Annotated in this window: 20 protein-coding genes; 12 read left to right on the top strand and 8 right to left on the bottom strand. The window is 51.0% G+C overall.

Annotation, left to right across the window (positions count from 1 at the left end; genetic code table 11):
* Positions 1–118: 118 nt before the first annotated feature.
* Positions 119–1,705: an ATP-binding response regulator gene (locus E1189_RS17220; protein ID WP_230460487.1), complete on the bottom strand. Its 1,587-nt coding sequence runs from the start codon at positions 1,703–1,705 to the stop codon at positions 119–121.
* 40 nt (positions 1,706–1,745) lie between these two features.
* Positions 1,746–5,372 (bottom strand): PAS domain S-box protein, encoded by a 3,627-nt coding sequence (locus tag E1189_RS17215; protein WP_155161884.1) that lies wholly within the window; start codon positions 5,370–5,372, stop codon positions 1,746–1,748.
* Between the two features lie 186 nt (positions 5,373–5,558).
* Between E1189_RS17215 and E1189_RS17210 the strand changes: the two genes are divergently transcribed.
* From E1189_RS17210 to E1189_RS17175, 8 genes are all read left to right on the top strand, one after another.
* Entirely contained in the window at positions 5,559–6,428 is an 870-nt protein-coding gene (locus tag E1189_RS17210) for an SDR family oxidoreductase (protein ID WP_155161882.1), read from the top strand.
* A gap of 155 nt (positions 6,429–6,583) precedes the next feature.
* Positions 6,584–7,327 (top strand): DUF3450 family protein, encoded by a 744-nt coding sequence (locus tag E1189_RS17205; protein WP_196221494.1) that lies wholly within the window; start codon positions 6,584–6,586, stop codon positions 7,325–7,327.
* Positions 7,327–8,652, top strand: a complete 1,326-nt coding sequence (locus E1189_RS17200) for a MotA/TolQ/ExbB proton channel family protein (protein ID WP_155161877.1) — start codon at positions 7,327–7,329, stop codon at positions 8,650–8,652. Before E1189_RS17205 ends, E1189_RS17200 begins: the two co-directional genes overlap by 1 nt.
* Before the next feature lie 26 nt (positions 8,653–8,678).
* Positions 8,679–9,536 (top strand): DUF72 domain-containing protein, encoded by an 858-nt coding sequence (locus tag E1189_RS17195; protein ID WP_155161875.1) that lies wholly within the window; start codon positions 8,679–8,681, stop codon positions 9,534–9,536.
* A 68-nt stretch (positions 9,537–9,604) separates the two neighbouring features.
* Positions 9,605–9,979 (top strand): hypothetical protein, encoded by a 375-nt coding sequence (locus E1189_RS17190; protein WP_155161872.1) that lies wholly within the window; start codon positions 9,605–9,607, stop codon positions 9,977–9,979.
* A gap of 701 nt (positions 9,980–10,680) precedes the next feature.
* Positions 10,681–13,206 carry an ATP-dependent helicase HrpB gene (gene hrpB, locus E1189_RS17185; protein WP_155161870.1) on the top strand — a complete coding sequence of 842 codons (2,526 nt, stop codon included), beginning with the start codon at positions 10,681–10,683 and terminating at the stop codon, positions 13,204–13,206.
* 129 nt (positions 13,207–13,335) lie between these two features.
* Positions 13,336–14,487 carry a hypothetical protein gene (locus E1189_RS17180; RefSeq protein WP_155161868.1) on the top strand — a complete coding sequence of 384 codons (1,152 nt, stop codon included), beginning with the start codon at positions 13,336–13,338 and terminating at the stop codon, positions 14,485–14,487.
* A 34-nt stretch (positions 14,488–14,521) separates the two neighbouring features.
* Positions 14,522–14,875 (top strand): hypothetical protein, encoded by a 354-nt coding sequence (locus E1189_RS17175; RefSeq protein ID WP_155161866.1) that lies wholly within the window; start codon positions 14,522–14,524, stop codon positions 14,873–14,875.
* A 69-nt stretch (positions 14,876–14,944) separates the two neighbouring features.
* Here E1189_RS17175 and E1189_RS17170 read toward each other — a convergent pair whose 3' ends face one another.
* The gene (locus E1189_RS17170; protein ID WP_155161865.1) at positions 14,945–15,727 is read right to left on the bottom strand and encodes a ParA family protein; all 783 of its coding nucleotides are present in this window, start codon (positions 15,725–15,727) and stop codon (positions 14,945–14,947) included.
* Between the two features lie 90 nt (positions 15,728–15,817).
* Positions 15,818–16,534, bottom strand: coding sequence for a TVP38/TMEM64 family protein (locus tag E1189_RS17165; RefSeq protein ID WP_196221493.1), 717 nt, complete (start codon positions 16,532–16,534; stop codon positions 15,818–15,820).
* 48 nt (positions 16,535–16,582) lie between these two features.
* Here E1189_RS17165 and E1189_RS17160 point away from each other — a divergent pair, with 48 nt between their 5' ends.
* A complete protein-coding gene (locus tag E1189_RS17160; protein WP_196221492.1) occupies positions 16,583–17,317 on the top strand; it encodes an FAD-binding oxidoreductase in 735 nt (244 codons plus the stop codon).
* Positions 17,318–17,341: 24 nt separating this feature from the next.
* Complete coding sequence (locus E1189_RS17155; RefSeq protein ID WP_155161858.1) at positions 17,342–18,145, top strand: SDR family oxidoreductase; 804 nt, start codon at positions 17,342–17,344, stop codon at positions 18,143–18,145.
* Here E1189_RS17155 and E1189_RS17150 read toward each other — a convergent pair.
* The 3 genes from E1189_RS17150 to E1189_RS17140 form a co-directional block, all read right to left on the bottom strand.
* Complete coding sequence (locus tag E1189_RS17150) at positions 18,138–19,424, bottom strand: bifunctional DedA family/phosphatase PAP2 family protein (RefSeq protein ID WP_155161856.1); 1,287 nt, start codon at positions 19,422–19,424, stop codon at positions 18,138–18,140. The genes E1189_RS17155 and E1189_RS17150 overlap by 8 nt on opposite strands.
* A 155-nt stretch (positions 19,425–19,579) precedes the next feature.
* On the bottom strand, positions 19,580–20,083 hold the full coding sequence (locus tag E1189_RS17145) for a GNAT family N-acetyltransferase (RefSeq protein WP_155161854.1): 504 nt from the start codon (positions 20,081–20,083) through the stop codon (positions 19,580–19,582).
* 65 nt (positions 20,084–20,148) lie between these two features.
* Complete coding sequence (locus E1189_RS17140; RefSeq protein WP_155161851.1) at positions 20,149–20,475, bottom strand: DUF4870 family protein; 327 nt, start codon at positions 20,473–20,475, stop codon at positions 20,149–20,151.
* A gap of 76 nt (positions 20,476–20,551) precedes the next feature.
* Here E1189_RS17140 and E1189_RS17135 point away from each other — a divergent pair, with 76 nt between their 5' ends.
* Both E1189_RS17135 and trmH read left to right on the top strand, forming a co-directional pair.
* Positions 20,552–21,502, top strand: coding sequence for a D-alanine--D-alanine ligase family protein (locus tag E1189_RS17135; protein ID WP_155161849.1), 951 nt, complete (start codon positions 20,552–20,554; stop codon positions 21,500–21,502).
* A 56-nt stretch (positions 21,503–21,558) separates the two neighbouring features.
* On the top strand, positions 21,559–22,242 hold the full coding sequence (gene trmH / locus E1189_RS17130) for a tRNA (guanosine(18)-2'-O)-methyltransferase TrmH (protein WP_155161847.1): 684 nt from the start codon (positions 21,559–21,561) through the stop codon (positions 22,240–22,242).
* 48 nt (positions 22,243–22,290) lie between these two features.
* On the opposite strand, the gene E1189_RS17125 is transcribed toward trmH, so the two are convergent.
* The coding region (locus tag E1189_RS17125) for a hypothetical protein (protein ID WP_230460486.1) at positions 22,291–23,902 on the bottom strand (1,612 nt) is incomplete at its 5' end.

Here is a 23,902-nt window from a genome sequence, read left to right as displayed (position 1 = left end):
TGCCTTTTATAGTTAGCTAACGAGTATAACCACTCAGCGCCTGTGGGAATAGCGACAAAAGCACAACGCTCAACACATCTGCCTTTGTACCTGAATACTGAACATTCACGCGTAGATTTTAAACAATGGGCACCGTAAACCAGAGAATTGCCCCACCCTCAGGGTTACGCTCAAAGCTCAACACACCACCATGGGTTTGAATGATAGATTGGCAAACAGACAAGCCTATACCCATACCATCAGATTTGGTGGTGTAAAACGGAGTGAACATTTTTTCTTCAGCATCATCTGCCAGACCATAGCCCCTGTCGATGACCCGGACCTTTACAAAGTGCTCATCCTGTTGGCGGGTTTCTACCCATACGCCAATATCTCTCGTATCCTGATCACGCATGGCTTCCATGGCATTACGCACAAGATTCAAGGCCACCTGCTGAATCTGGACAGGATCAATGCGAACCTCAGGCAGGTCTTTCGCCAGATCCAGATGAATTTCAATCTGGTTATGGCGAGCATCCACCTCAGCCAGCTTCACTACATCGTTTATCAGACGATTGCAGTCTACCTGCTCAAGGCAGTGGTCCGGCTTTTTCACAAAACTGCGGATACGGGAAATGATGTCCCCGGCACGCTGGGCCTGAGTGGAGACCTTATCCATTGCTTCATTGATAAAGTCTTTATCAAAGTTTTCCCGACTCAAAGCCCGACGACACACCTGTGCATAGTTATTAATGGCCGTCAGGGGCTGATTCACCTCATGGGCAAACCCGGAAGCCATTTCGCCCATACTGCTGAGACGGGACATATGGGTAAGCTTGTCTTTCTGCTCCTGAACTTCCTCAAGAGCCTTGTCCAGAATCTTCTGCTGGCGCTTTTTCTCAGTGATATCCCGGAACACAATCACTGCACCCGTCACTTCATTGTTTTCAATAATTGGCGTGCAGGAGAAGTCAGCAGGGAATAGCGTCTCATCCCGGCGGGAGAAGATGCCGTCGAGGCGTGTTTGCACAATGCCTTCTGTCAGGGTTTTGTACAGCAGCGTCTGCTCACGGGGCGTTGGTCCACCGTCCTGATTGCGGGAAAGAGCCAGACTGTACAAATCGCCATCAGTCAGCTCATCCATGGCGTATCCGGTCATACGGCTGGCCGCTGGGTTTGCGAAAGAGATTTTACCTTTAGCATCCACTCCGAAAATACCTTCACGCATGGTTTCCAGAAGGCGTTCATTAGTGGCTTCCAGCTGCTTATTCCGTGCAGCCAGCGCTCGTTCAAGGCGGTGAATTTTCAGCTGGGTATCAACACGGGCAATCACCTCCTCAGCCTGAAACGGCTTGGAAATATAATCCACGGCTCCACTTTCAAGGCCGCGCACCTTGTCCCGGGTGTCATCCAGCGCCGACAGGAAAATCACAGTAATATCGGACACTTCAGGGGATGATTTTAAACGACGGCAGACTTCATATCCGTCAATCCCCGGCATCATGATATCCAGCAGAATCAGTGCGGGCCTGGCCTTGTGGGCAATACGAAGAGCGTTCTCACCGTCCTTCGCAATCAATAATTTATAGCCCCGCCCATTCAGAGTTTGCAGAAGCACCTGAAGGTTAGTGGGGTTATCATCAACAAGAAGGATCTTGTCGTCTGCCCCTGCGGGAAGGTTATCCTCCCGCAGAGTATTAGCCTGCAACTGCATTTCGGTGGTCAAGCTCATCTCTCCCTTCACAGGAACCACAGTATAGAATCAATCAGGAAGCGAGCTCAGCGACTATGCGCTCCAACTCTTCCATAGCCAGAGCATCGCAGCACTCAATAATCCGTGCCGCCCACAGAGACAGTAATTCATCCTTCTCGCCCATAAACCCATTGGCAACCTCACGAATAGCATCCAGATCCCCTAACTCCAGAGCATCTGCCAGAGCATTGTGAAGTTCTGCTGCCTGCTTTGCGGGTAAACCAAGAAGACTGTTATCCATTATGTCTCCGTGCTTTTCTGTATCATCCCACAACAAAGCCAGATGCCTGCGAATAACGCGGAACAAATCCTGACTGCGAAACGGCTTACCCAGAAAATCAGCAAGACCCCAGCGCACAATAGTTTGTGGCAGAGAAGGATAGACGCCTGCGGAGACTGCGATAACCGGTGGGCACTGTTCTTTCAAGCGGGCAGCGAGCATCCGGGTGGTCCGAAAGCCGCTCATACCCTGCATTCGCAAGTCCATGAGCACCAGATCAAAGGTCTCAGAACTAGCCAAACGCACAGCCTCTCGTCCACTGGCTGCCGTCGTCACCCGAAAACCGCTCTGTACAAGCATGTGCTCAAGGATGTCACGGTTGGTTGCGGTGTCGTCCACAACCAGCACATGAACATCCTGGCCATCCTGTAGACGACAACTACTGCTTATCATACCAGATTGTGCAGTTTCCCGAAGGCCACCTTCCAAAATCTCCATGGGCGTGGTGAAAGTAAACAGGCTGCCCTTACCTTCAGTACTTTCCACCTCCAGCGAACCTTTCATAGCCATTGCCAGACGACGACTGATAGACAACCCAAGGCCAGTACCGCCAATACTGTGCCGTCCCTGGCGGAAAGGATCAAAAATGGTTTTCAACTCATCTTTCGGAATGCCTATACCTGTGTCTTGCACTGCAAACACAAGGCTGCCTTCATCCACGCATACATTCAGGCTCACCTGCCCTTCATCGGTGAACTTTACAGCATTGCCCACCAGATTGATCAGAATCTGGCGCAGCTTGGTTTCATCACCCATAACCATTGCGGGCACATCATCTTGAACAACCAGCTCAAAAGCCAGCCCTCGGCTCTCTGCCCGCTGATAAAGAATCTGCTCCACAGATTCTACCAGCATGACGACATTCACTGGTTCGTGGTTGAGCTCCATCTCTCCTGTATCAATCTTGGTAAGATCCAATATGTCGTTGATCAGGGTGAGTAAATGCTGGCCGCAGGCTTCAATAGACAACAACTGGTCATACTGTTGAGATGACACATCCGGGCCCGACAGCAACAGTTGCACATAGCCCAGAACACCGTTAAGAGGTGTGCGCAGCTCGTGGCTCATATTCGACAGGAACATGGTTTTCGCCTGGCTGGCGGCTTCGGCTGCATCCTTGGCTTCTGCGAGATTGACGGCGGCGGCGCGCTCATGGGTTCTGTCCCGCGCCAGCCCTTCGATCATCGTCACCTGCCCATTGTCATTAAATACAGGAGTATCCAGCACTTCAATGACGCTGATACTGCCATCCGCCCTCACCACCTCCAGCTCATAGCTGGAGTGGGTTTGTCCCTCTCGAACCATACGATGCACTCGGTTCGCACGGGCACGATCATCATCGGATGCCAGATAGCTGTACCAGTTATCAGTAAACTCGAGAGGTGTGTACCCCAGAATCCATTCAACCGAATCTGTCACATACACGAATGAACCATCCACCCGCTGAGAATAGAAAATATATTCCTGCTGGAGAGCTTCAATCATATGGCGATAACGCTCTTCACTGGCCCGCAGTGCCTGTTCAGCCATATAGCGATCGCTGACATCACGCATAAAGATAGAGATCTGTACACCTTCCGGCGTTTCGATGGGATTCAGTGTAATTTCTACAGGGATTGTTCGACCATTGCGTTTACGCGCCTGCAATTCAAGGCCGGAGCGAATGCGCAGGGTTTTTCTCTGCTCAGGTGTGGCATGGATAAGCGGGAAACGCACACCTTCACTATCTGGGAACAGCTCTGCTACCGGACGCCCAATCAATGATGCACGCTGGAAACCCAACAGCAGTTCAGTTCTGACATTGACCATGGTAATCAGGCCGTCTACATCAGTAATCACCATGGCATCAGGGGCAGACTCAAGCAGGCCACGGAAGCGTGCCACATCGCTGACTCGCTTGGTGACATCCCTGCCCATGCCTTCGATACCGCAGATTTTGCCTTCAAAGTCGTAGGCTGGCACCTTCACAATTTCAACAAAATGCACTCGCCCCTGGCCGTCGTGCATTTCCACTTCATAAATACCTGAGGACTCTCCGTGAATCACCTTGCCAGTAGATGCCAGACCAATTTCATTTTGGGGTGAGGACGTGTAGTACTTGGTGAAGTGTCCATAAAAATCCTCAACACTCACACCCAGAATGTGCTCAATAGAAGGGCTTGCAAAAGTGACGTTACCATCAAGATCATGGCGGAAGTAAAAGAAGTCACCCGTCATGCCCTGCACGATGTGATCGAAGGCTGTGGTACGGGCTTCATGCTCCAGTTTTTCCCGCAGCTGCAACTGTTGCAGCATGGCCGAGAAGCGCCGTGCCAGACGACCAGACTCGTCTTCACTGGAAATATCAATTTCGGTGTCGAGATGGCCATCAGACACCCGTGAAATCGCCTGATCCAACTGACGCAAAGGCCGCACAATGCGCCCCGCTAAAAACCATGAACAAAACAGCAATCCGCCCAGTGAAACAATCATCATCGCTGCCTGTACCCAGATGGAAGAACGCACTTCAGCCATCAGGTCTGACTTATTCACAACGCCTGTGAGATACCATCCGGTAACCGGCACTTCCTTATGAAAGATCAACCGCTCTTCACCGTTGTGGAAGTAAGAAGTCATAGGCGTGCCACCCGGCACAAAAAGCCGGAGGGCCTCGGTCATTTCCGAGCGCATTTCTTCTTCTGTCTGGGCATTCCCGGGTTGGAATGAGTTGGGGGAGTAATAGACAATCTGCCCCTCACGGGTTATCAACATGCGCCGAGGGTTTATTGAAGACGGTACGTCCCAGGTGTCACGGATAGCACTGACAGGGAGGTAGGTCAGGATAACGCCATCCGCATCAGGCTCACCTGCCATGTCAATGGAAAAGAGCTGACTGTATACAAAGCCCATAGGTTTATTATGGGAGTCCATCAATACTGACCAGCCCATAAGTTTGCCTTCACGACGCCAACTCCCCACCCAGGCACGATTAAGAGAAGGAAAGGCTTCTTCAGGCACATAATCTACCCGGGCACCATCCCCTTCCTGCTTGCGGATAATGGCAACCTGCGGGTAATGGGAAACGTCATGAAGAACCGTTTTCAGCGGTAACAGGCGCTCTTTCCAGGAGCTGTTATAAGGGAGACTTTCCGGCGCTGTTGTCAGCAACACCTTGGCCATATCTGAGAGGAGTATCGCATTTTGGAAAATAGCATTAATGCGATCAGCTTTTGCGGCGACAGAGTCCACCAACTGAGTCTCGATATAGCGCGTCTCACTGGCAACATTCTGATTGAGGGACAGGATAAAAATAATGTTGTATACAAGCGTAACCGGTATCACCGTGAAAAAGATGATTTTTTGCCGTATCGAAAAAGTCACGCGCAACTCTCATCTTCTATGCTAGGGACATAACAGTTAAAATTACTCGAGATTTACCGAATTCAAAATAAGCACTAACCGAAAGACTTCGTTTAAAAACACTTCCCAAACCAGCCCATGACTTATTCTCAGAGCGTATTCTTCTGATATGATCTGAAATTATTGATACGTAACGTCAGGTACTCCATGGAAGTTCTTATCATTGGAGGAAGCGGCCAGATTGGCCAGGAACTCTGCAGACTACTGGAAAGTCACCAGATCTCCTTTCGGGCTCCAGCTCGCCATGAGCTGGATATTGAAGATCACCGCAATGTCGCCAGACTCATCGAGAAGTGGCAACCTGACGTTGTTGTGAATACCGCAGGCTATCGAGCAGCGGGTAAAGCCCAGAAAGAACCCTCCCGATGCTTCAGCTATAACCGTGATGCCGTTTCCAACCTCGCAGACACCTGCCACAAAGTGGGGGCTGCTCTGGTGCAGATTTCCTCATGGAGAGTGTTTGACGGCAGCAAAGTCGACGCTTATACCGAGAAGGACACTCCAAATCCGGAAGGTGTACTCGGGAACAGCTTCTGGCAGGGGGAGCAACAGATTCACCAACGCTGCCCAAGACATATCATCCTGCGCCTGTCCTGGATTATCAGCCACCTTGGCCGTAACCGGGCCACCAAGTTGCTAGACAACTTCAGTTATCCTGAAGCCGAGCGCGCCCTGCAAACCCACATTAACCACAGAGGCTGCCCAACTACAGCCGAAGATGTAGCCAGGGTTCTGCTCGCCATTACCCAACAGATTGGTTGTAACACTGAATGCTGGGGCACATACCATTACAGTGCTGCAGAGCCCACCGACGAATTCACCCTGGCCGAAGTCATTTTCGCGGAAGCATCCCAGTTTCAAGATATTCCTAACGAACGCCTGCATGAAGATGAGAGTGAAAAAGCCATTAACGCTTGCCTTGATGGCCGTAACCTGAGAAACACCTTCGGCATTATGCCTCGCCCCTGGCGGAGCGCGGTGGCACGTTTGGTGAGGAATTATTTCGAAGAGCCTTAAAAGAACAGAAAAAGGCCATCACCTGGTGGCCTTTTGCACATTCCCGCCCGGCTTATACCTATTGATCCAGATCAACAAATATCGCACTGATAAATTTGCCAGCCCATCTCTGCCTTTGGATAATGCGATTCAGAGTAATCAATAATAAAAAGCCAATGAATAAACATTCTACCCTGAGATTCTCACCGGTTTTTGTCTCGCTGGTACTTGTTGTCATGGTCCTGACAGAAACCACTCATGGTGATACAGCTTCAATAGCTCCTCGTTCATCTGAAATGAGCACCCGGGCCACCATCAGCCAGCTGGACGATAAAACCCGTGCCATGCTGTCAAAGTTCCGGGAACTGGAAGCCCGCATTCAGGCTCTGAGTCAGGAAAACCTGCTTATTGAGCAAAACATTGGCCGTCAGGAGCGCGCTATTGCGCAGGAAAAACAGGAAATAGACGATGCACGCAGGCTTTTAAGCCAGTTGGATATGTTCAGCGATCAACTCCAGCAGAACCTCGTGCCTCTAGACAAACAGTTCCCCTTTCAGACAAGCACTGTGCCAGAGGAAAACCTTGATAACCCGGAAAGTACCCAGCGTTTTCTAAGCAGCCTGAAGCTCTGGAGCAATGAGCTGGTTAACGGTTCCCGTCTGGCAGCATGGGATGGACAACTGCCCAATGGCCAGCAGGTGGAGTTTGTACGCCTCGGCCGTGTTGCCCTGTACTACCTCACCCCGGATGGTAAAGACGCCGCCATGTACCTCTCCCACTACGGCGACTGGCAGCCTCTCTCCCACTCCCAGATTCGCGAACTTATCCGCGCTCGGGATATTGCACGGGGAGAGCGAAAAACCGACTGGCTCTACCTGCCAGTGCCGGATATTGCAGTCACCGAGGGAGAGCACCACTGATGCGTAACATCACACGTTTGCAGCTTATTGCTGCACTATCTGTCTCCCTGATAGCAGGCCATGGTTTTGCACAAGAAAGCAGTCAGGTCCGAGAACAGCGGTTTTTATCAGAACGCAATCTGCAGGAACAAAAGCTGGATAAACTGGAACAACAGCTAAAAACCCTTGAAGACCAGAATCAAAACCTGCGCAGCGAGCAAAGCAATAACACCCGCCGGATTCAGCAACTGGAAGAACAAAAAGAGTCCCAGCTCGCTAATCGGGGCCATTTCCTAAACAGCCTGAATCAGGAATTTCTCTCAGTGTATGAGCTGGCTCGCACCCTGCCCGTCACCGCACTGTCCCCGGGAAGATTGCAACAGTTTCACGACATCAGCCGCCAGCAGGAACTGCCTTCCCCTGAAAAGCTGCTCAGTGCCATTGCCGAGTTGCAAAGTCTGGTGCTGGATACCGGTCTGGCAGGCCCGGCGGAAGTTTCGGTTGTGCAGCCGAACGGTTCGGAGCTGGTGCAAACCGTCACCTTCGCCGGTCCCTTCGCTGTTAATAACCATGGTAACTTCCTGGTCTATCAACCAGGCCGTGACCGCCTGCTGACCGCTCCGCGCCAACCTGATATGCTTACTCGCATATACGCTGCAGGGTTTCGTGGAAGCCGTGGCGATGCCATGGCTATCGACCCTGAGCACGGTCAGATTCTCCAGCGTATGGCCTCTGAACCTACGGTGTTCGACCAGATAAACAACGGCGGCACTATAGCCTGGCTCATTCTTCTTCTGGCCATGGGTGGCATGTTCGTTACCTTGAAACGCCTAAGCTACCTGAACGGCGAAGCTCTGCGCATCTACCATCAACAGGCCAACCTTGAAACACTGACAGAGGACAATGCCCTTGGACGCATTTTGATGATGTGGAAAACCGCCAGCAACAGCTCAAAGGAGCTGCGCCTTAAAGAGGCTCTTATGGTGGAGATTCCCAAACTGGAACGTGGCCACAGCCTCGTGCGCCTGATTGCCATCCTTGTCCCTATGCTGGGTTTACTCGGAACCATCGCTGGCATGATCGCTACCTTCCAGACTCTGAACTTTGCTGCTGGCAGGGAGCAGTTAATGGCCTCCGATATCGCACAGGCACTGGTGACCACAGCCGCGGGACTTCTGGCAGCCATCCCGCTGCTGGCAGGACATGGTTTACTGACGTCTCGCAGCAAGCGTATCATCCTGACTCTGGATAAACAGGCGGCCAGTATGCTGGCAGATTATCAGGAGCAACAGGCTGTAAAAGCTGAAAGTCAGACAGCGTCGGAAAAGGTGGCAGCCGCCGTATGAGTACAGTTTTATAAAGAAAGCAGTCTATGAAGTTATCTCTCGGGCTTGCCCAGTGGTCTACGGCGCAATGGCGTGGCCAACTGTTCAGTCAGGATGAAGAAGGCAGGCATACCCTTCGACAATACAGCAGCGTATTCAATGCCGTAGAAGGGAACACCACGTTCTACGCTCTACCTAAGGAAGAAACTGTTTCAAAGTGGAAAGAGGAGGCCACTCCCGGCTTTGAGTTCTGTTTCAAACTGCCACAGAACATCACCCACAGAGGCACTCTGGATTCAGAGTCTGCAGAGCTAACAAAATTCTTCCGTCGTATAGAACCCCTTGAGGAGCATATCGGCCCTTTGATGCTCCAGCTGCCAGCTAATATGGGCGGCACCTGCCTTCCAGCACTGGCCCGATTTCTTGATGGCCTTCCTTCACAGCACACTTTTTCACTGGAAGTGCGCAGCCCTGTTTTTTTTGAAAAAGGTGAAGAAGAAAAGCAGCTCAACCGTATGTTGGCAGAGCGGGGAATCGACCGTACGAGCCTCGACAGCCGCGCCTTGTTTTCCGCGCCAGCAGACAGCGAAGCGATGATTGATGCCCAGCAGAAAAAGCCCCGCTTACCTGTTCACGCCATAGCTACAGGCTCAAGGCCCATGGTGCGTTTTATTGGCCGAATGGAAGAAGAGCAGAATGCTGTTTACTGGCAGCCATGGCTGAAAAAAGTGGCCCAATGGCTGGAGGAAGGGAAAGAACCCATTGTTTTTATTCACACGCCGGATAACCTTCAAGCCCCTATTCAGGCGCGCACATTTTATCAACAGCTTGCAAAGCAGATTGCTCTGCCGCCTCTCCCCCCATTTCCTGCTGAGAATATTCAGCAGGATGACTTATTTGGCTAGATCGAAAAACGGGATGGCCCTGCAACACTTGTTGCCTGTGCTAATGGTGGGCAACCTCGGGAGTCCTCATGATGTTTATCCCAGGGCTTCTTACAGGCATCACAGAACTCATGAACGGTATTGCCTCTGCAAACAAAATGCTCGGTTCCCACATGGATCCTCACTGCCCGCTGTTCACACTTCACGCAATCCACAATTGTACTGCAATCGCACATACCGCTATTCCAAAGGCCTTTACACAGATAACAAAAGTTGACCCCGCACCCTTCAACGGCATGGGTCATATGAGTACATCCACCGTCGCGCTCAATCACAACACCGCATTGACAGATGACCGCTTTGTTATCAGCTATACGTACTTTATCGTCGATGGGCAAGCCTATATCTGTAATTTTGAAATAATCTGCCTGGGCGCACTCTTTTTCCTCGTGGGGTGGAATTGAGCAGCAGCCAAGACAAAAGACGGTCATGCACTCCGGGCATTTCATTGTATACAGTTTGCCAACAGCGCTCCCGTCACGTTCAAAACCGTATGTGCATTTTTTTCCATCCTTACTTCCCGGGCATAATGTAGTTTTTTCCCTTGCCAAGAACTCAGCGTTAGCCGGTAGCCGAGCCATAATCAAAGGGCCCATAGCACCAACAAGAGAGGTAACGGTTTTCTTGCTCAAGAGATCGCTGCACCCAACACATTCAATCTGGACTGCACGCACCTCTCTCGTGGTTTCTCTATCGAGATACTCAAGAGCGCATTTATAATCCAGATAATGCTTATTCGAACAAATCGCCATCACTCTGTCTTCTGGCAAATATTTATTGCTCTTACTGGGCACAAACACTTCTTTTTCATCTCCGCACAGTGAGCATGATTCTACCAATGGGCCGGGCTGTTTAAATCGAAGAGGTTTTCTCGCAAGCTCCTTCCCTTTATCGTCGTCATGTGAAGCACTATGCTCTTTGCCACTATTCATAGGTATCCCACTCTCATCTCTGATGGAAACGCTCAAGGATAACGCTGGGGAGCTATGAATTGACTAACATCATGGTCATCACTCCTTCAATCCCCTCTTACCGGATGATCAATGCCATAGCTATCGCTTAGAATGTAGCTAACCAGCCGCCGTTCTAAAGTGTTTAACATTTAATGCCTATACCTCCAGACAACCTTCCTGTTTCTATCATCCTGCCAGAGCTACGCGTTGCACTGACACAAAATGATCGAGTATTACTGCAAGCGCCCCCAGGAGCAGGTAAGACAACGCTGGTCCCCCTCGATCTTCTTAACGCAGAGTTTCTCAACGGCAAGAAAATCCTGCTGCTGGAACCACGAAAACTGGCAGCGCGCTCCGTCGCGCGTCGCATGGCCGAGCTACTGGGGGAAAAGGTAGGCGACACCGTTGGCTGGCGTATGCAGCTGGATACTCGGGTGGGCAAAAACACTCGTATTGAAGTTGTAACCGAAGGGGTTCTCACCCGTATGCTGCAATCTGATCCTGCACTGGAAGGTGTTGGTATTGTGATATTCGATGAATTCCATGAGCGCAGCCTGCAGGCTGATCTGGGTTTGGCTCTTGCGCTGCAAAGTCAGGCTGGTTATCGGGAAGACGACAATCCTCTGAAAATTCTGGTGATGTCTGCAACCCTGGCCACCGAGGAAATGTCAGCCTTTCTGGATTGCCCGGTTGTGCAGAGTGAAGGGCGCAGCTACCCCGTAACCTGTGTATATCGCGATAAGCCGGTTCCCAAAGATAATCGTCGGGAGTTAATTGCCCAGTGTGCGTCCACTGTACGTAAAGCTGTGAATAATCACGAAGGCAGTGTTTTGGTGTTCCTGCCCGGCACCGGTGAAATTCGTCAGATGGCGGAGACGCTGGAGGGCACGCTTCCGACAAGCGTCACTGTTCATACATTGTTTGGTGATCTGGATAAAAAGGCGCAGGATCAAGCTATCCAACCAGCCCCCGAAGGTTTGCGAAAGGTGGTGCTCGCCACCTCTATCGCGGAATCCAGTTTGACCATTGAAGGGGTTCACTGCGTTGTGGATGCGGGATTGATGCGGGTTCCGCGTTTTGATCCTCGTTCGGGCATGTCTCGCCTTGATACCATTCGCGTATCCAAAGCCAGTGCCGAACAACGGGCAGGTCGAGCTGGCCGTTTGGCTCCGGGGCATTGCTACCGACTCTGGACGGAGTCTGAGCACCAACAGCTTATTCCCCATACTCGGCCCGAAATTGAAGCGGCAGATTTGGCACCGCTCACCTTGGAACTTCTGGCATGGGGAGTGAGCGATACAAATGAACTGGATTGGCTGACTCTGCCGCCCGCCCCTTCTATTGCACAGGCAGTAAGCCTTCTTGAACGGCTGGGAGCAGTGAAAACCAGCCATGGTCGCCCGCAAATCACCCGCCACGGTGAGCAAATGGGCAAGCTGGGGCTTCATCCGCGCCTCGCTCATATGATGATTGTGGCGCGGGAGCACAAACTGGAATGGCTGGGTGTACAGCTCTGCGTACTGCTAAGTGAGCGCGATCCTCTTGCCGGAGCGCGAGATGCGGGCGCGGATGTTGGCCTGCGACTGGCGATTCTTGAAGGCCAGCAGGTTCCGGGGTGTTTTGTGCCAAAGCCCGTTGCCGCACGTCTGCGTCAGGTTGCCTCCCAGTGGAGCCAGCGTCTTGGTAAACCCAGACGCACGGACTACAGCGCAGATGATATCGCCCTGCTGCTAGCCAGCGCTTATCCCGACCGTGTTGCCAAGCGCCGTGGGCAGGATGGACGCTATCTGCTGAGTAGCGGTCAGGGTGTTGCCTTCCGTAATCAGGAACCTTTGTGTGCCAATGATTTTTTGGTAATTCCTTCCTTGGGCGGCCACAGCAACCAGCGGGAAGCCAGTGTTTTCCTGGCTACAGAGATTCGCCTGGAAACTATCGAGGAGCTGTTTGCCGACCAGATTGAAGCCACTGACGACATCGGCTGGGATAAGAAAGCCAAAGCGGTTATCGCAAACCAGACTGAAAGGCTGGGTGCTCTCACTCTGCAAAGCCAACCGATCAAGAACATCAGCCCGGACATTCTTTCTAAAGGCTTGCTGGAAGGCATTCGCAGCGAGGGGTTGCAGGTTCTGCCGTGGGATAAAGAGAGTGAAACCCTGCGCAACCGTATTCGCTGTCTGAGGACGGTAGATACATCCTGGCCTGATTTTTCCGATGCGGCACTACTGGCAAACCTCGAAAACTGGCTGGAGCCATTCCTTACCGGTATGAACCGCTTTGAGCACTTCAAAAAACTCAACCTGAGTGAATGCCTCAAGGCTGCGCTGGACTGGTCGCGTATGAAAGAGCTGGACAAGGAAGCCCCTGAAAAGCTGGAGGTGCCCAGTGGCTCTCACATTCGCATTGATTACAGCAAACCGGAAGAACCCACTCTCGGCGTGAAACTGCAGGAACTGTTCGGCCTGCTGGACACTCCATTGCTAGCTTACAGCAAGATTCCCCTGACAGTAGAGCTGCTGTCACCGGCTCGCCGTCCGGTTCAGAAAACCCGCGATTTGCACAGTTTCTGGAGCAACACCTACCAGGATGTGAAGAAGGACCTCAAAGGCCGCTATCCCAAACACTACTGGCCCGAAAACCCTCTCACCGCCACGGCAACACGGTTTGTTCGGCCAAGATAGAACCCTTCACTGTAGGTAACAATTTTCAGCAATTTGGCAAAAACTCCCAGCTTGCTCTTCGGTCTAAAACGCACCCAGCCTGCTTTCCCGTAATAGCAGGCTGATGGCCGCGTGAAACCTGGAGAGAATATGCTGAATTGCCTTTTAGAAAAACCGCCCTCTTGTCCTGTGAGAGCCTTAAAAAAACGCCTGCTTATTGCCGCACTTGTTACTCTTGTACAACCTGTACCGCAGAGCTTTGCCATCCCGCATTCTACCGAAAGCGCTGCTCTTGAGCAGCGAGCAAACAAGCCCATTATTGTCAAAGTATCCAGTGCCCGGGATACCATTAAAGGGCGCCCTCTTATTAACAACTGGGATGCCAGCCATCAGCCCGTAGAGTTTGATAACTGGCCACAGGATAAACAGGCGCTTTATATGGGCAATCAAGAGCATATCCGAACCCTGATTCACCAGATACGTCATATGAGGTGTTCCAGGCTTCCATGCCTTATAGCCAAGGATTATGCAGAGCAACTTTACGACAAATCCCGTGAACTGAAACAGGCTCAGGAAAGAGATCTTGAATCCCTGGAGGCCACCACTCAGGGAGCAATAGTCACATCCATTGCTCTGGGTGTCATTTTCACATCTGCTGGGATAGCAACATTCAACCCGGCACTGATTAGTGCTGGCATTGCTATTAACATCACGCACTTCGCCGCAAGCCAGCTCATTACCCAATCAGCGTTTAATACCATGAAGCAGAATCTGGGGCGCGCAGAAGCAATGATGGCCTCTGAACAGGAAGAACTGCGAGAGATTGCCCAAAAACTGAAAACCGTAAGTGGCTGGGTGGCAGAAGCCCGCTCAAAAATTCTCTTTAATCTGGCTATGGAACATGGGGGACAGGTGGTTTATCCCAAAATGTCGGCCTTAGGCATTTTACTTCAGGAAAATTGGATTCACGGGCTGGAAGAGCCGGTCACCATCCACAAAGACTCTTTCGCAGAGAGCTTTGCAGACGATCTGGAAAATTTACCAGAGAATGAGGTTTTTGCCCTCTCTTTCATAGCCAGGTTTCCCAAAACCCGGTTTGGTGAAGCCGAGCAGATAAAGCTGGCTTTCAAGGCCATCCCCTACAAAAACCGGTTCTATATCTCCATCCCACATCCATCGGAAAATCTCATTCTTGAGTTTTCCCAGTCCTCACGGCTACTGGCATTTTTCACAGACTTTGCCGGTTACCACCAGGCAGACCATATCCTGCTTATGATACCTGTTTTTCAGCCGTTACTCTAAATGACGGAAACTGCACAACAGGGAGTTGTGAGCGATGAAAACAATATGGAAAGCACTGGGGCTGATTGCGGGTTTAGGCTTGACGACACAGGCTATGGCATCAAACATCACTCTGGGTGAGAGCAAATCCACTCGTTTTGGTAAGGGCGAATCCGTTGCAACTAACTGGTCAACCCTTCACAGTAACCCACTGGACAACACCTATCAGGAAACCATCCGCGTGATGTCTGTGTGTGTAGATGGCCGTAGCTTTGTGGTGTCTATGGGTATGGCAGGTGTTTGGGATACCTCTAACAATACAGGGGCGGGCGCAGGTGCTGGCACCGGTATTGTGCAGGTGTTTGATCAGGATGAAGACGGCAATATGCGTCCGGTACGCTGCAAATAATTCTGCTTCATAAAACACAAAAAACGGCAGATCCTAACATTCAGATATCTGCCGTTTTTTTAGAGAGCTTTAGGCATCTACAAGAGACTCTTCCAAATGTTCGTGCAGCTCCAGATACTGCTGAGTCAGTTTATGATTTGGAGCCATAAACACCAGTGGCGTGGCGGCATGGTGAGATTCCCGCATTTTCACAGACTGACTGAGGTACACCGGCAGCACAGGGTAGCCTTCATCTTTCAGCTCCTCAATCAGTTGGGTGGGCAGTTTTGCTTGAGGCTGAAACTGATTCACAATCACTCCTTCCACTTCTAACTCTTCGTTATGATCTTCCCGCAGCTCGTGTACCTCCCCCATAATCGCCATCAGCGCCTGCTGGGAGAACGCATCACAATCAAAGGGGATCAGAACACTCTGACAGGCAATCAGTGCCGAGCGGGTGTAGAAGTTCAGTGCCGGAGCCGTATCAATATAAATACGGTCAAACTCTTTGCTTAAAGCTTTCAGTGCATCCCGCAACTTGTAGATTTTATGCTTGCTCTCCAGTTTGAAAATCAGCTCTTCCAGCTTTTGGCTTGCGGGCATCACTGAGAGGTTTTCAAAACAGGTGTCGTGTACAAAATCACCGGACTCTTTGTTAAAGATATTAAACGACAGACTTTGCTCGAAAAAATCCGCAATCGTATGGCGCAGTTCCTTTATCTCATCCCCTAACAGGTACTGGCTGGAATTTCCCTGAGGGTCCAGGTCTACAACCAGGGTTTTATACCCCTGGGAAGCAGAAATGGCGGCAAGGTTGCAAACGATACTTGATTTACCAACCCCGCCCTTCTGATTAAAAACAACTCTGCGCATATTCCTTCCCCCGAATGCAAGACAAAGTGACTCAGTGTTATCTTTTCAAAGCCTGCCTGTAAATCAAGAGCGGGATGTCTGCAAAACTGGTCATTTTATTGTTTGCTGCTGTAAATAGAGCCGCACTCGCTTAGTCACCATCCAAACCAGCAAAGCAACGGTAAAAACACTCCCAACAATCACAGCAGTGGTTTCCATCTGCCCACCGCCGTTTTTCAGCAAAGTTACCAAATCCCGCGACTGGTTGCCCACCCATAAAGAGAACAGTGTTCGTGGCAGCATACCAACGGCCCCTGCCAGCAAGAATGTCCGCAGCTTCACTTTCAGAGCTGCTAGCAAAAGATTCATCAAACAAAAAGGAAGTGCTGGAGAAAGGCGCACCAATATTAACATTCCTATGGGCTTATGCCGTAAATCACCACTAAGGTTTGCGGCGACAGGAAAGCGCATCAGACTCTTCAGGAAGTCACCACCATCCAGAATCCGGCCCAGACCATACCCCAGTGCCGATGCCAGTGTATAAGCAAACACCAGCACGACTGTTCCCGTCCAGCCCACGAAAAAACCGGTTACCAGCGCGACAAAGGTTGTGGGCGTTAAACCCGCTGCCATAGTCAGGCTCGAAGCCAGTACAAACAGCAGCCCATACTCTGGCACAAGCTGGTTTACCACGTTGATATTAAACAACAACCAACTCCCCAGAAAGGAGCTGAACAGCAGTGGTGCAACAGAGAAGAAACCCAGCCCAAGGGCAAGATTCCGGTTGTCCTTTAACAAAGCCTGTACGGCAGGAGGAATAACGTTCATTGGCGGATTATGCCATGCTGTAGGAGTGCATCGACAGAGGGTGACCCAATGGCCAGACCGGTATTCAACCTTGAGCTGATAGAATCCACCTGCATTGCTTCCACTACACTGGGGTTGGTGTTTCGTGTGGATACCCCTCCCGAGTTTGAAGCCGGGCAGTTTATCTCCCTGTTGTTTACCCATAAAGGTGAAAACCTTAAGCGCAGTTACAGCATTGCCAGCTCCCCAGAAAAGCTGAGGGATGAAGGGTTGCTGGATATCGCCATCGGATTAGTACCCAACGGTGCAGCCAGTGAGTGCTTTGCCAATGCAAAGGTTGGTGAAACCTTTCAAATGACAGGCCCTTTCGGTGTGCTGACTCTCCCCAAAGAGCTGCCTGACCGTCTTATTCTTATTGCTACGGGCACAGGTGTTGCACCTTACCGCTCCATGCTTCCCCAGCTCAACGCACTCGCTAAGCAGGGTAAAGCCATTCATATTCTGATGGGCGCACGCCAAAGGGCTGATCTGTTTTATCAGAATGAGTTTCAGAGACTGGCTCAAACGTCTGCAGACGTACACTTTGAAACCTGTCTCAGCCGGGAAAACATGGTGCAACCAGAAGCCGGTGAGCACCAAGGCTATGTGCAAACCCGCCTCGCCGAGCTGAACCCAACTCCCGGGCAGGATCTGGTGTATCTGTGCGGCAACCCCGGCATGATAGACGACAACGTAAAATACCTCACCGAACTGGGCTTTGGGCCTCGACAAATCAAGAGGGAAAAATATACCTTTTCCAAGTAACGTACTTAATAAAGGGCTTACACCATGCCTGTCTTTCGCCATAAAACAGTTGTGATTACCGGAGCCTGCGGAGGGATTGGTCGGGCTTTGGCCCTGCGGTTTGGAGAAGGGGGCGCTCGTATCGCGTTGCTGGATATCAACAGTGAGCAGCTTGCGGCGTTTGGCGAACATCTGGCCTCCCGGCATATTCAGGCGGAAAGCTATCACTGTGACGTCAGTAATGCGGAGCAGGTTCAACGCTGTTTTCAACATATTATCGAAGACATGGGAAGTGTGGATGTGTTGATCAATAACGCAGGTATCACCCATCACTCCTGCTTTGCTGACACAGATGCATCTGTTTTTCGCAAGACCATGGACGTAAATTATTTCGGCGCCCTGCACTGTACCCAATCGGCTTTAAAGAGTCTGATAGAATGTGAGGGGCAGATTATCACCATGAGCAGCATGTCCGGCTTTGCACCGCTGTGGTATCGCAGTGCTTACAGTGCCAGCAAACATGCACTGCACGGTTTGTTTGATTGTTTACGGGTCGAGCTGAGGGAAAAGGGTGTGCATGTGATGCTGGTGTGCCCGGGATATACGGCAACGGACATCCATAAAAACGCTCTGCAGGCGGATGGTGCAATCACCAGCAATCCTCTGGAAATGACTGGCAAAGCAACTATACCGAAAGATGTTGCCGATGAAGTGTACCTTGCCGCATGCAAGCGCAAACGCCTGCTGGTGGTGTCAAATGTAGACTGGCGTGCCCGCTTGTTTGCGCGTTTACTACCCAGCTTTTTTGAGCGTTATCTCGCTCACCGGGTCACGGGCACCGTCAGCTGATCACGATAGCGAGTATAGCGACCACCAGCTGCCCCACTCTCCAGTAGAGATTACGGGGGTCTATAGCTGTCGGGAAACTATGCTCGATCAACAGCCAGATAAAGAAACTCAGGCTACCAAGAGCAGCACCACTGAGCACATCAAATGTCCAGTGCGCCCCCAGATAAAGCCGGCTCACAGCTGTTGCGAAGGCTGTAAACAAGCCCAGTGCCCAGATGCAAGGTTGGTATTTGCTTGAAAGGTAACGAGCCAGATACCAGCACACCCACATTCCCATAAACATGGCGTAAGTGGTATGTCCGCTGGGAAATGAGAAACTGGCGGACGTGGCCGTTTCAGGGCGCACACAGGCAAAAAAGATTTTCATCCCTTTAATCGCAGCTTCCAGGCCCAGCCCGACCATCAAAAAGCCGGCTGCCGGTTTCCAGCCACTATCACGAAACAACCAGTAGCCTCCCAGTAAAACGATGGGTAGAAGCAACCAGAATTCACCCAGTTGGGTGATCACAAAAAACAGCTGATCCAGCAAGCCTGTATGTCGTGCCTGTATCCACGTCTGTACAGAGTTGTTAATAAGAGTCGCGCCCGAAGTGAAGTTCCCGATGGCTATCAGGGCAAACAGCCCCCCGAAAGCAAGTATCACTGTCAGCAAAGCACACCGATAACTCTTCACACGCTTTTGCAGCGCCGTAAAACCGTAAACCAGAGTAACAGCCAAAATGGCAAGAGCTATCAGAATGGCTGCGATCTCAAAGGGGAAATGATCCTGCCAGTAAACTGATGCACCCACCAGGTATCCCGGCAACAGATAAGCCGGTGCCCACAGCGCCGCTGAAAGAATATTCACAAGATAAAAATAGCGGGAAGGCATTCCCATCATTCCCGCTACAACGGGAATCACCGGGCGAATGGGGCCCACGAAACGTCCCAGCGCAATACTGATGCCGCCATGACGCTTAAAAAAACGCTCACCCTGCTCCAGCCATTGGGGATGATTGTGGAAGGGCCACCAGCCTCGAATACGTTTATGGAAAATCTGCCCTGCGATAAAACTTACACCATCACCCAGAACAGCTCCTGCAAAACCTGCCAGAAGCATAGTCCACACATCCAGAGCCCCACCGCCAACAAGGGAGGCAGCAGTGAATAGCATCACCACACCCGGCAAAATCAGCCCAACAACAGCGAGCGACTCCATAAAAGCCACTGCCATGATAATGAAGGCTATCCAGTCCTGTTGCTGCTGCACCCACTGTGCCATGGAACTCAATTCAATCACGCCATACCCCGCTTCATACTGGCCTGTTATTCTCTCGGTTTAGACGCAGAATAATAAGAAAAATTCTGAAAAGTCAGCGAAGAATAACAGCGACGTTAACGCCGATAGATGCCATGACTGAGGCCTGAGATCCCTGGTGCTGGTTTTAGCGCATATTAAGAGAATGCTGCGTGATACTGTACATCCCCTGCCGGAACTTCATCAGATAAAGGTTGAGCCATAAAGTATTCAGCAGGAATGCCTGGGAAATTTATCGCTTCCATCTGCTGATAACCGAAACGTTGGTAGTAGGCGGGATCTCCCATAACGACTAAACCCTGAGCCCCCAGTTCTTTCATGCGCTTATGAGCTTCGTTGATCAATGCACTGCCAATACTTCTGCTTTGCTCACTGGGCTTCACACCTACAGGCCCTAACCCATACCAGCCTTGTGACTTTTCACCCACATTGACTGGTGAGAATGCCAGATGACCAACCAGTTCCCCATTAACCTCTACTACCAATGAGAGTGTTAAGGCACCAGCGTCACGCAGTTTGTCTACAATCAAGTGCTCTGTAGGTTCCGCACCCGGCTCATGATGTGGATGATTTTTAAAAGCTGCATACTGCAGTGTGCGAATGGCTTCAATATCAGACGGTTGTTCCAAGCGAATCTGCATGTATATTCCTTATATAAACTCAGAGTTTTTGCAGTACAACTTCTGGCAATTGAGTGGGGCTGGATTCAAGGCATACGATCATTGGCCAGAAAATACCAGCCGGCGGCAACTCGGTAAATCAACCACAGCTGATTAATGGCAAGGATGACCCAGCCAATCACAACAAAAATCAGGCAGAAGCCAATAATGCCCACAATCAAATTGACCCAGAAGGTACGAATCTGCCAGTTATAGTGGGCAATCAACAGAGGATCAATACAGCGCCCACGATTCAGCCAGGACACAATAATGGCAATAAACATGGGAAAAGCCGTAAACACACTCACCGCCATAATCCCGTAGCTGATATGAACGGGGGTGCGGTCGGATTGAGGCTGAAAGTCTGTATGCATGATTCACTGGGAAAAGTTGCTGGACAGGCACTAGAGTCTATATTTCTCACCTTTGCAATCCAAGAGCAGTATCCTGATGCCTGACAATCAACCGGTTATTGTCATTCTCTGTGGTGGCCCTTCTTCAGAAGCAGCTGTGTCCCGACTGTCGGCGGGGCGTATCCAGGGGCTTATGGAGCGCCATTATGATCACCTCCATGTACTTGAACTGGATAAGCACGTGGCCAGGGAGCTGGAGCGTATCAACCCCGACGTGGTTTTTCCCCTGCTCCACGGTCCTTTTGGGGAAGACGGTACGATTCAAGGATTACTGGATATTATGGGCATCCCCTATATTGGCTCAGGGGTACGAGCCAGCGCGGTGACAATGGATAAATACTTCACCAAACAGATTATCGCCCCCATGGGCATCAGTCTGGCCCGCAGCCGTCTGTTCCACAAAAAAGGCGGCATTGATAACGCGGCTGATACCACTATTCAATCCCTCGGGTTGCCGGTTGTTATCAAACCCCGCTCCCAAGGCTCAACCATTGCTATCAGCGCTGCAGCAACCCGACAAGAACTGGTTGAAGCCTTTGAACGCGCCTTTGATGTAGAACCCTGGGTCATGGCAGAAGAGTTTATAAAGGGCCGGGAAATCACTGTTTCTGTACTGGATCGCCCCATGCCCACCGCACTGCCGGTACTGGAAGTACGCACGTCTGGAAATAGCTGGTTCGATTACGACCACAAATACACTCCTGGCCTGAGCGAACATCTCTTGCCCGCCCCCATTCCTGAATCCCAGTACCGCTACTGCCAGGAGTGGGCGGTACGAGTTCACAATGAGCTGGGGCTGCAGGATCTGAGCCGGGCAGACTTCATCGTGCCGGAAAGTGGTGAGCCGGTATTTCTGGAAACCAACTCCATGCCGGGCATGACGCCCACCAGTATGTTGCCGGATGCCGTTGAACATGCAGGTCTGACCATGCTGAATGTCATCAGTACTATGGTTGAGAACGCCCTCAATCGTGGTTCACGCACCTGAAAAGCAGACACTCCCCTGTTAGAATCCGCTTTTTCACGGACACTCCCAAAACCGCAATGACACCGGAACGCTTCCAGAAGCTCAAAAATACTCTGGCACGCCGTCAGCCCGACCTCACAGTGCTGGCTGATGAAGTCCACAAGCCTCACAATCTTGCGGCTATTATTCGGACCTGTGATGCCGTGGGTATTCCTCGCTTCCATCTGTGTAACCCGGAATTCCGGGATCGTCAGCTCCGTGGCCGCTCCATGGGCAGCAGCCGCTGGGTGGAAGTGGAGAAACACGATAACATTGTGGAAGCCGGTGAACAGCTGAAAAAACAGGGCTTCAAAATCATCGCCGCTCACTTCTCAGAGAAAGCTCGCCCTTACCACAAGCTTGACTATACCCAGCCCTGCGCCCTGCTGATGGGCTCAGAAAAACGCGGCGTCAGCACAACAGCTGCCGAGCTTGCAGACGAGCATGTTATTATCCCCATGCAAGGGATGGTTCAGTCGTTCAATGTGTCGGTTGCGGCCGCGATTATTCTGATGGAAGCCCAGCGCCAGCGTCAGGCTGTCGGGCTGTACGATATCAGTCGTATACCCGACAAAGAGTACGCACACACACTGTTCCGCTGGGGTTACCCGGAACTGGCACGCTATTGTGATGACCGTAACCTTGACTACCCACAGTTGGACAACGAGGGTCAGCTGGTAGAGCCTGAAGTGTGGTATAACCGCGTCAAGTTGCGTTCCTGACCCGGTTATATATTCAGGACGTCCCTGTCCCAGAACAATCAAGTTTTACTAAGTTTTCGTCCATATACGACTAACAACACCCATGAGTCCACTCTGCTTGATGCCTCGGTAGAGCTGGATTTCAGCTCCAGCATCTCCATGCTTGTCTCTCAGCTCTTGCAAAAACTTCCTTGGCGCAACCAGCGAGTCTCCTTCTTGTGTAGCAGCCCTTCGCCAGTTATCCGCCTGAGAATCGCTTATGCCACTGAGCCTGGCGATGCGCGGCCAATTGCTATAAATCTGATCCACAACGGCATCCTGTTGGAGTAGGTCACTAAAGATATTCGCAAAGTGATAGCCATCAGGAAAGGTAGGGGTATCAGTATAAGAAGAACCAGCACCTGCAAAGCTCTGAGTTGCACCAAGGGTCTGAGACTGTTGCTTTGGCATCAACCTTCCACCGGTATAAAAGATTACGGCATACTTTTCCTCGTCTGTTCCATAGGTTGCCAACTCCTCCAGAAATTTATTTTTCATTTCTTCTTCATGAATTTCAACAGATGAAATTTGTACAGCCCCCTTGAACATTGTATCCAAAGTTACCGGAGCATTAGGATCAAAAGCGGGCGTCGAGTCTGCAAGCATCTCTACCAGCTTACCGTATAGTGAAGGAGCTGCCCGCCCTACAAACATTATATAATCGAGTAGTGTTTTGAAGTCGTAAACCTGATCGCTATAATCGAAGCCCAGCGAAGTCAATACACTTACTACATCATTGATAGGAGTTCCAACAGCTCCTTCAAACTTCGCCCCGTGCTTGTTAAAAAAACTCTTGATGAACTGATCAACCTGCAACAAGGCAGTATTGTCTTTGTACTCAGATTTTACCATCTGTTGCAGCCTGCCCAGATGAATGCCCTGTTGCTGTATATTCATCAACAATGCTTGATCAGATGGAGCGGTTGGCCCGACACCAGATGAGTGGATCAGATCAAAATACTTAAGCAGTACATTCGTTTTCATGTCCTCAGGACAATTTCTCTGAAAGTACATACGACGAGCATTGCCTGATGCTTCCATCAACTCGTAAAACTGTCGGTACGACCCTCCAACATGACGCCAGGCGGCCCCGATCAAAGTCCAGTTCGCCTGCTCATTTGCTTGAATAAAGAATCTACTTGCAACCGGTGCCAGCTTAAGGCGGTAGGAAGATAGGTCATCGACAATGCCGGCCTGAACTCCCGCGAGCTGCTGCTGTAGCCGCTGTCTGTTTTGCGCACTCTGATTCAGTTTCCCTATCATCCTACTCATTCCATGCTCAAATAAACCTCCTCCTGAAACCGCCTGTGCTGGTGCTGGTGCTTGACTTATCTGAACATGAACAGTGGCCTGATGACCACCATCCCGCTGCGATACCGTAGTCATAGTACGGCGAGGAGCTGGAACAGGAGCCGGAGGACTCTGAACACCCTCCCATCGAGGGTCAGTCGCTACTGGAGGCTCCCTATAAGTTTCAAAAGAAGTAGGATGCTGCGAAGGAGCAGGATACCCCTGATAAGCAGGATTTCCTTGGTAACCAGCATTCCCCTGGTGAGCAGGATTGTAAACAGGCTTTTCTTGGTAGCCAGCATTCCCCTGGTGAACAGGATTGTAAGTAGGCTTTTCTTGGTAACCAGCACTT

It is taken from the genome of Parendozoicomonas verongulae, assembly GCF_009711465.1.
In the GTDB taxonomy this organism is placed as follows: domain Bacteria; phylum Pseudomonadota; class Gammaproteobacteria; order Pseudomonadales; family Endozoicomonadaceae; genus Sansalvadorimonas; species Sansalvadorimonas verongulae.
This window is presented reverse-complemented; position numbering and strand designations above follow the sequence as displayed.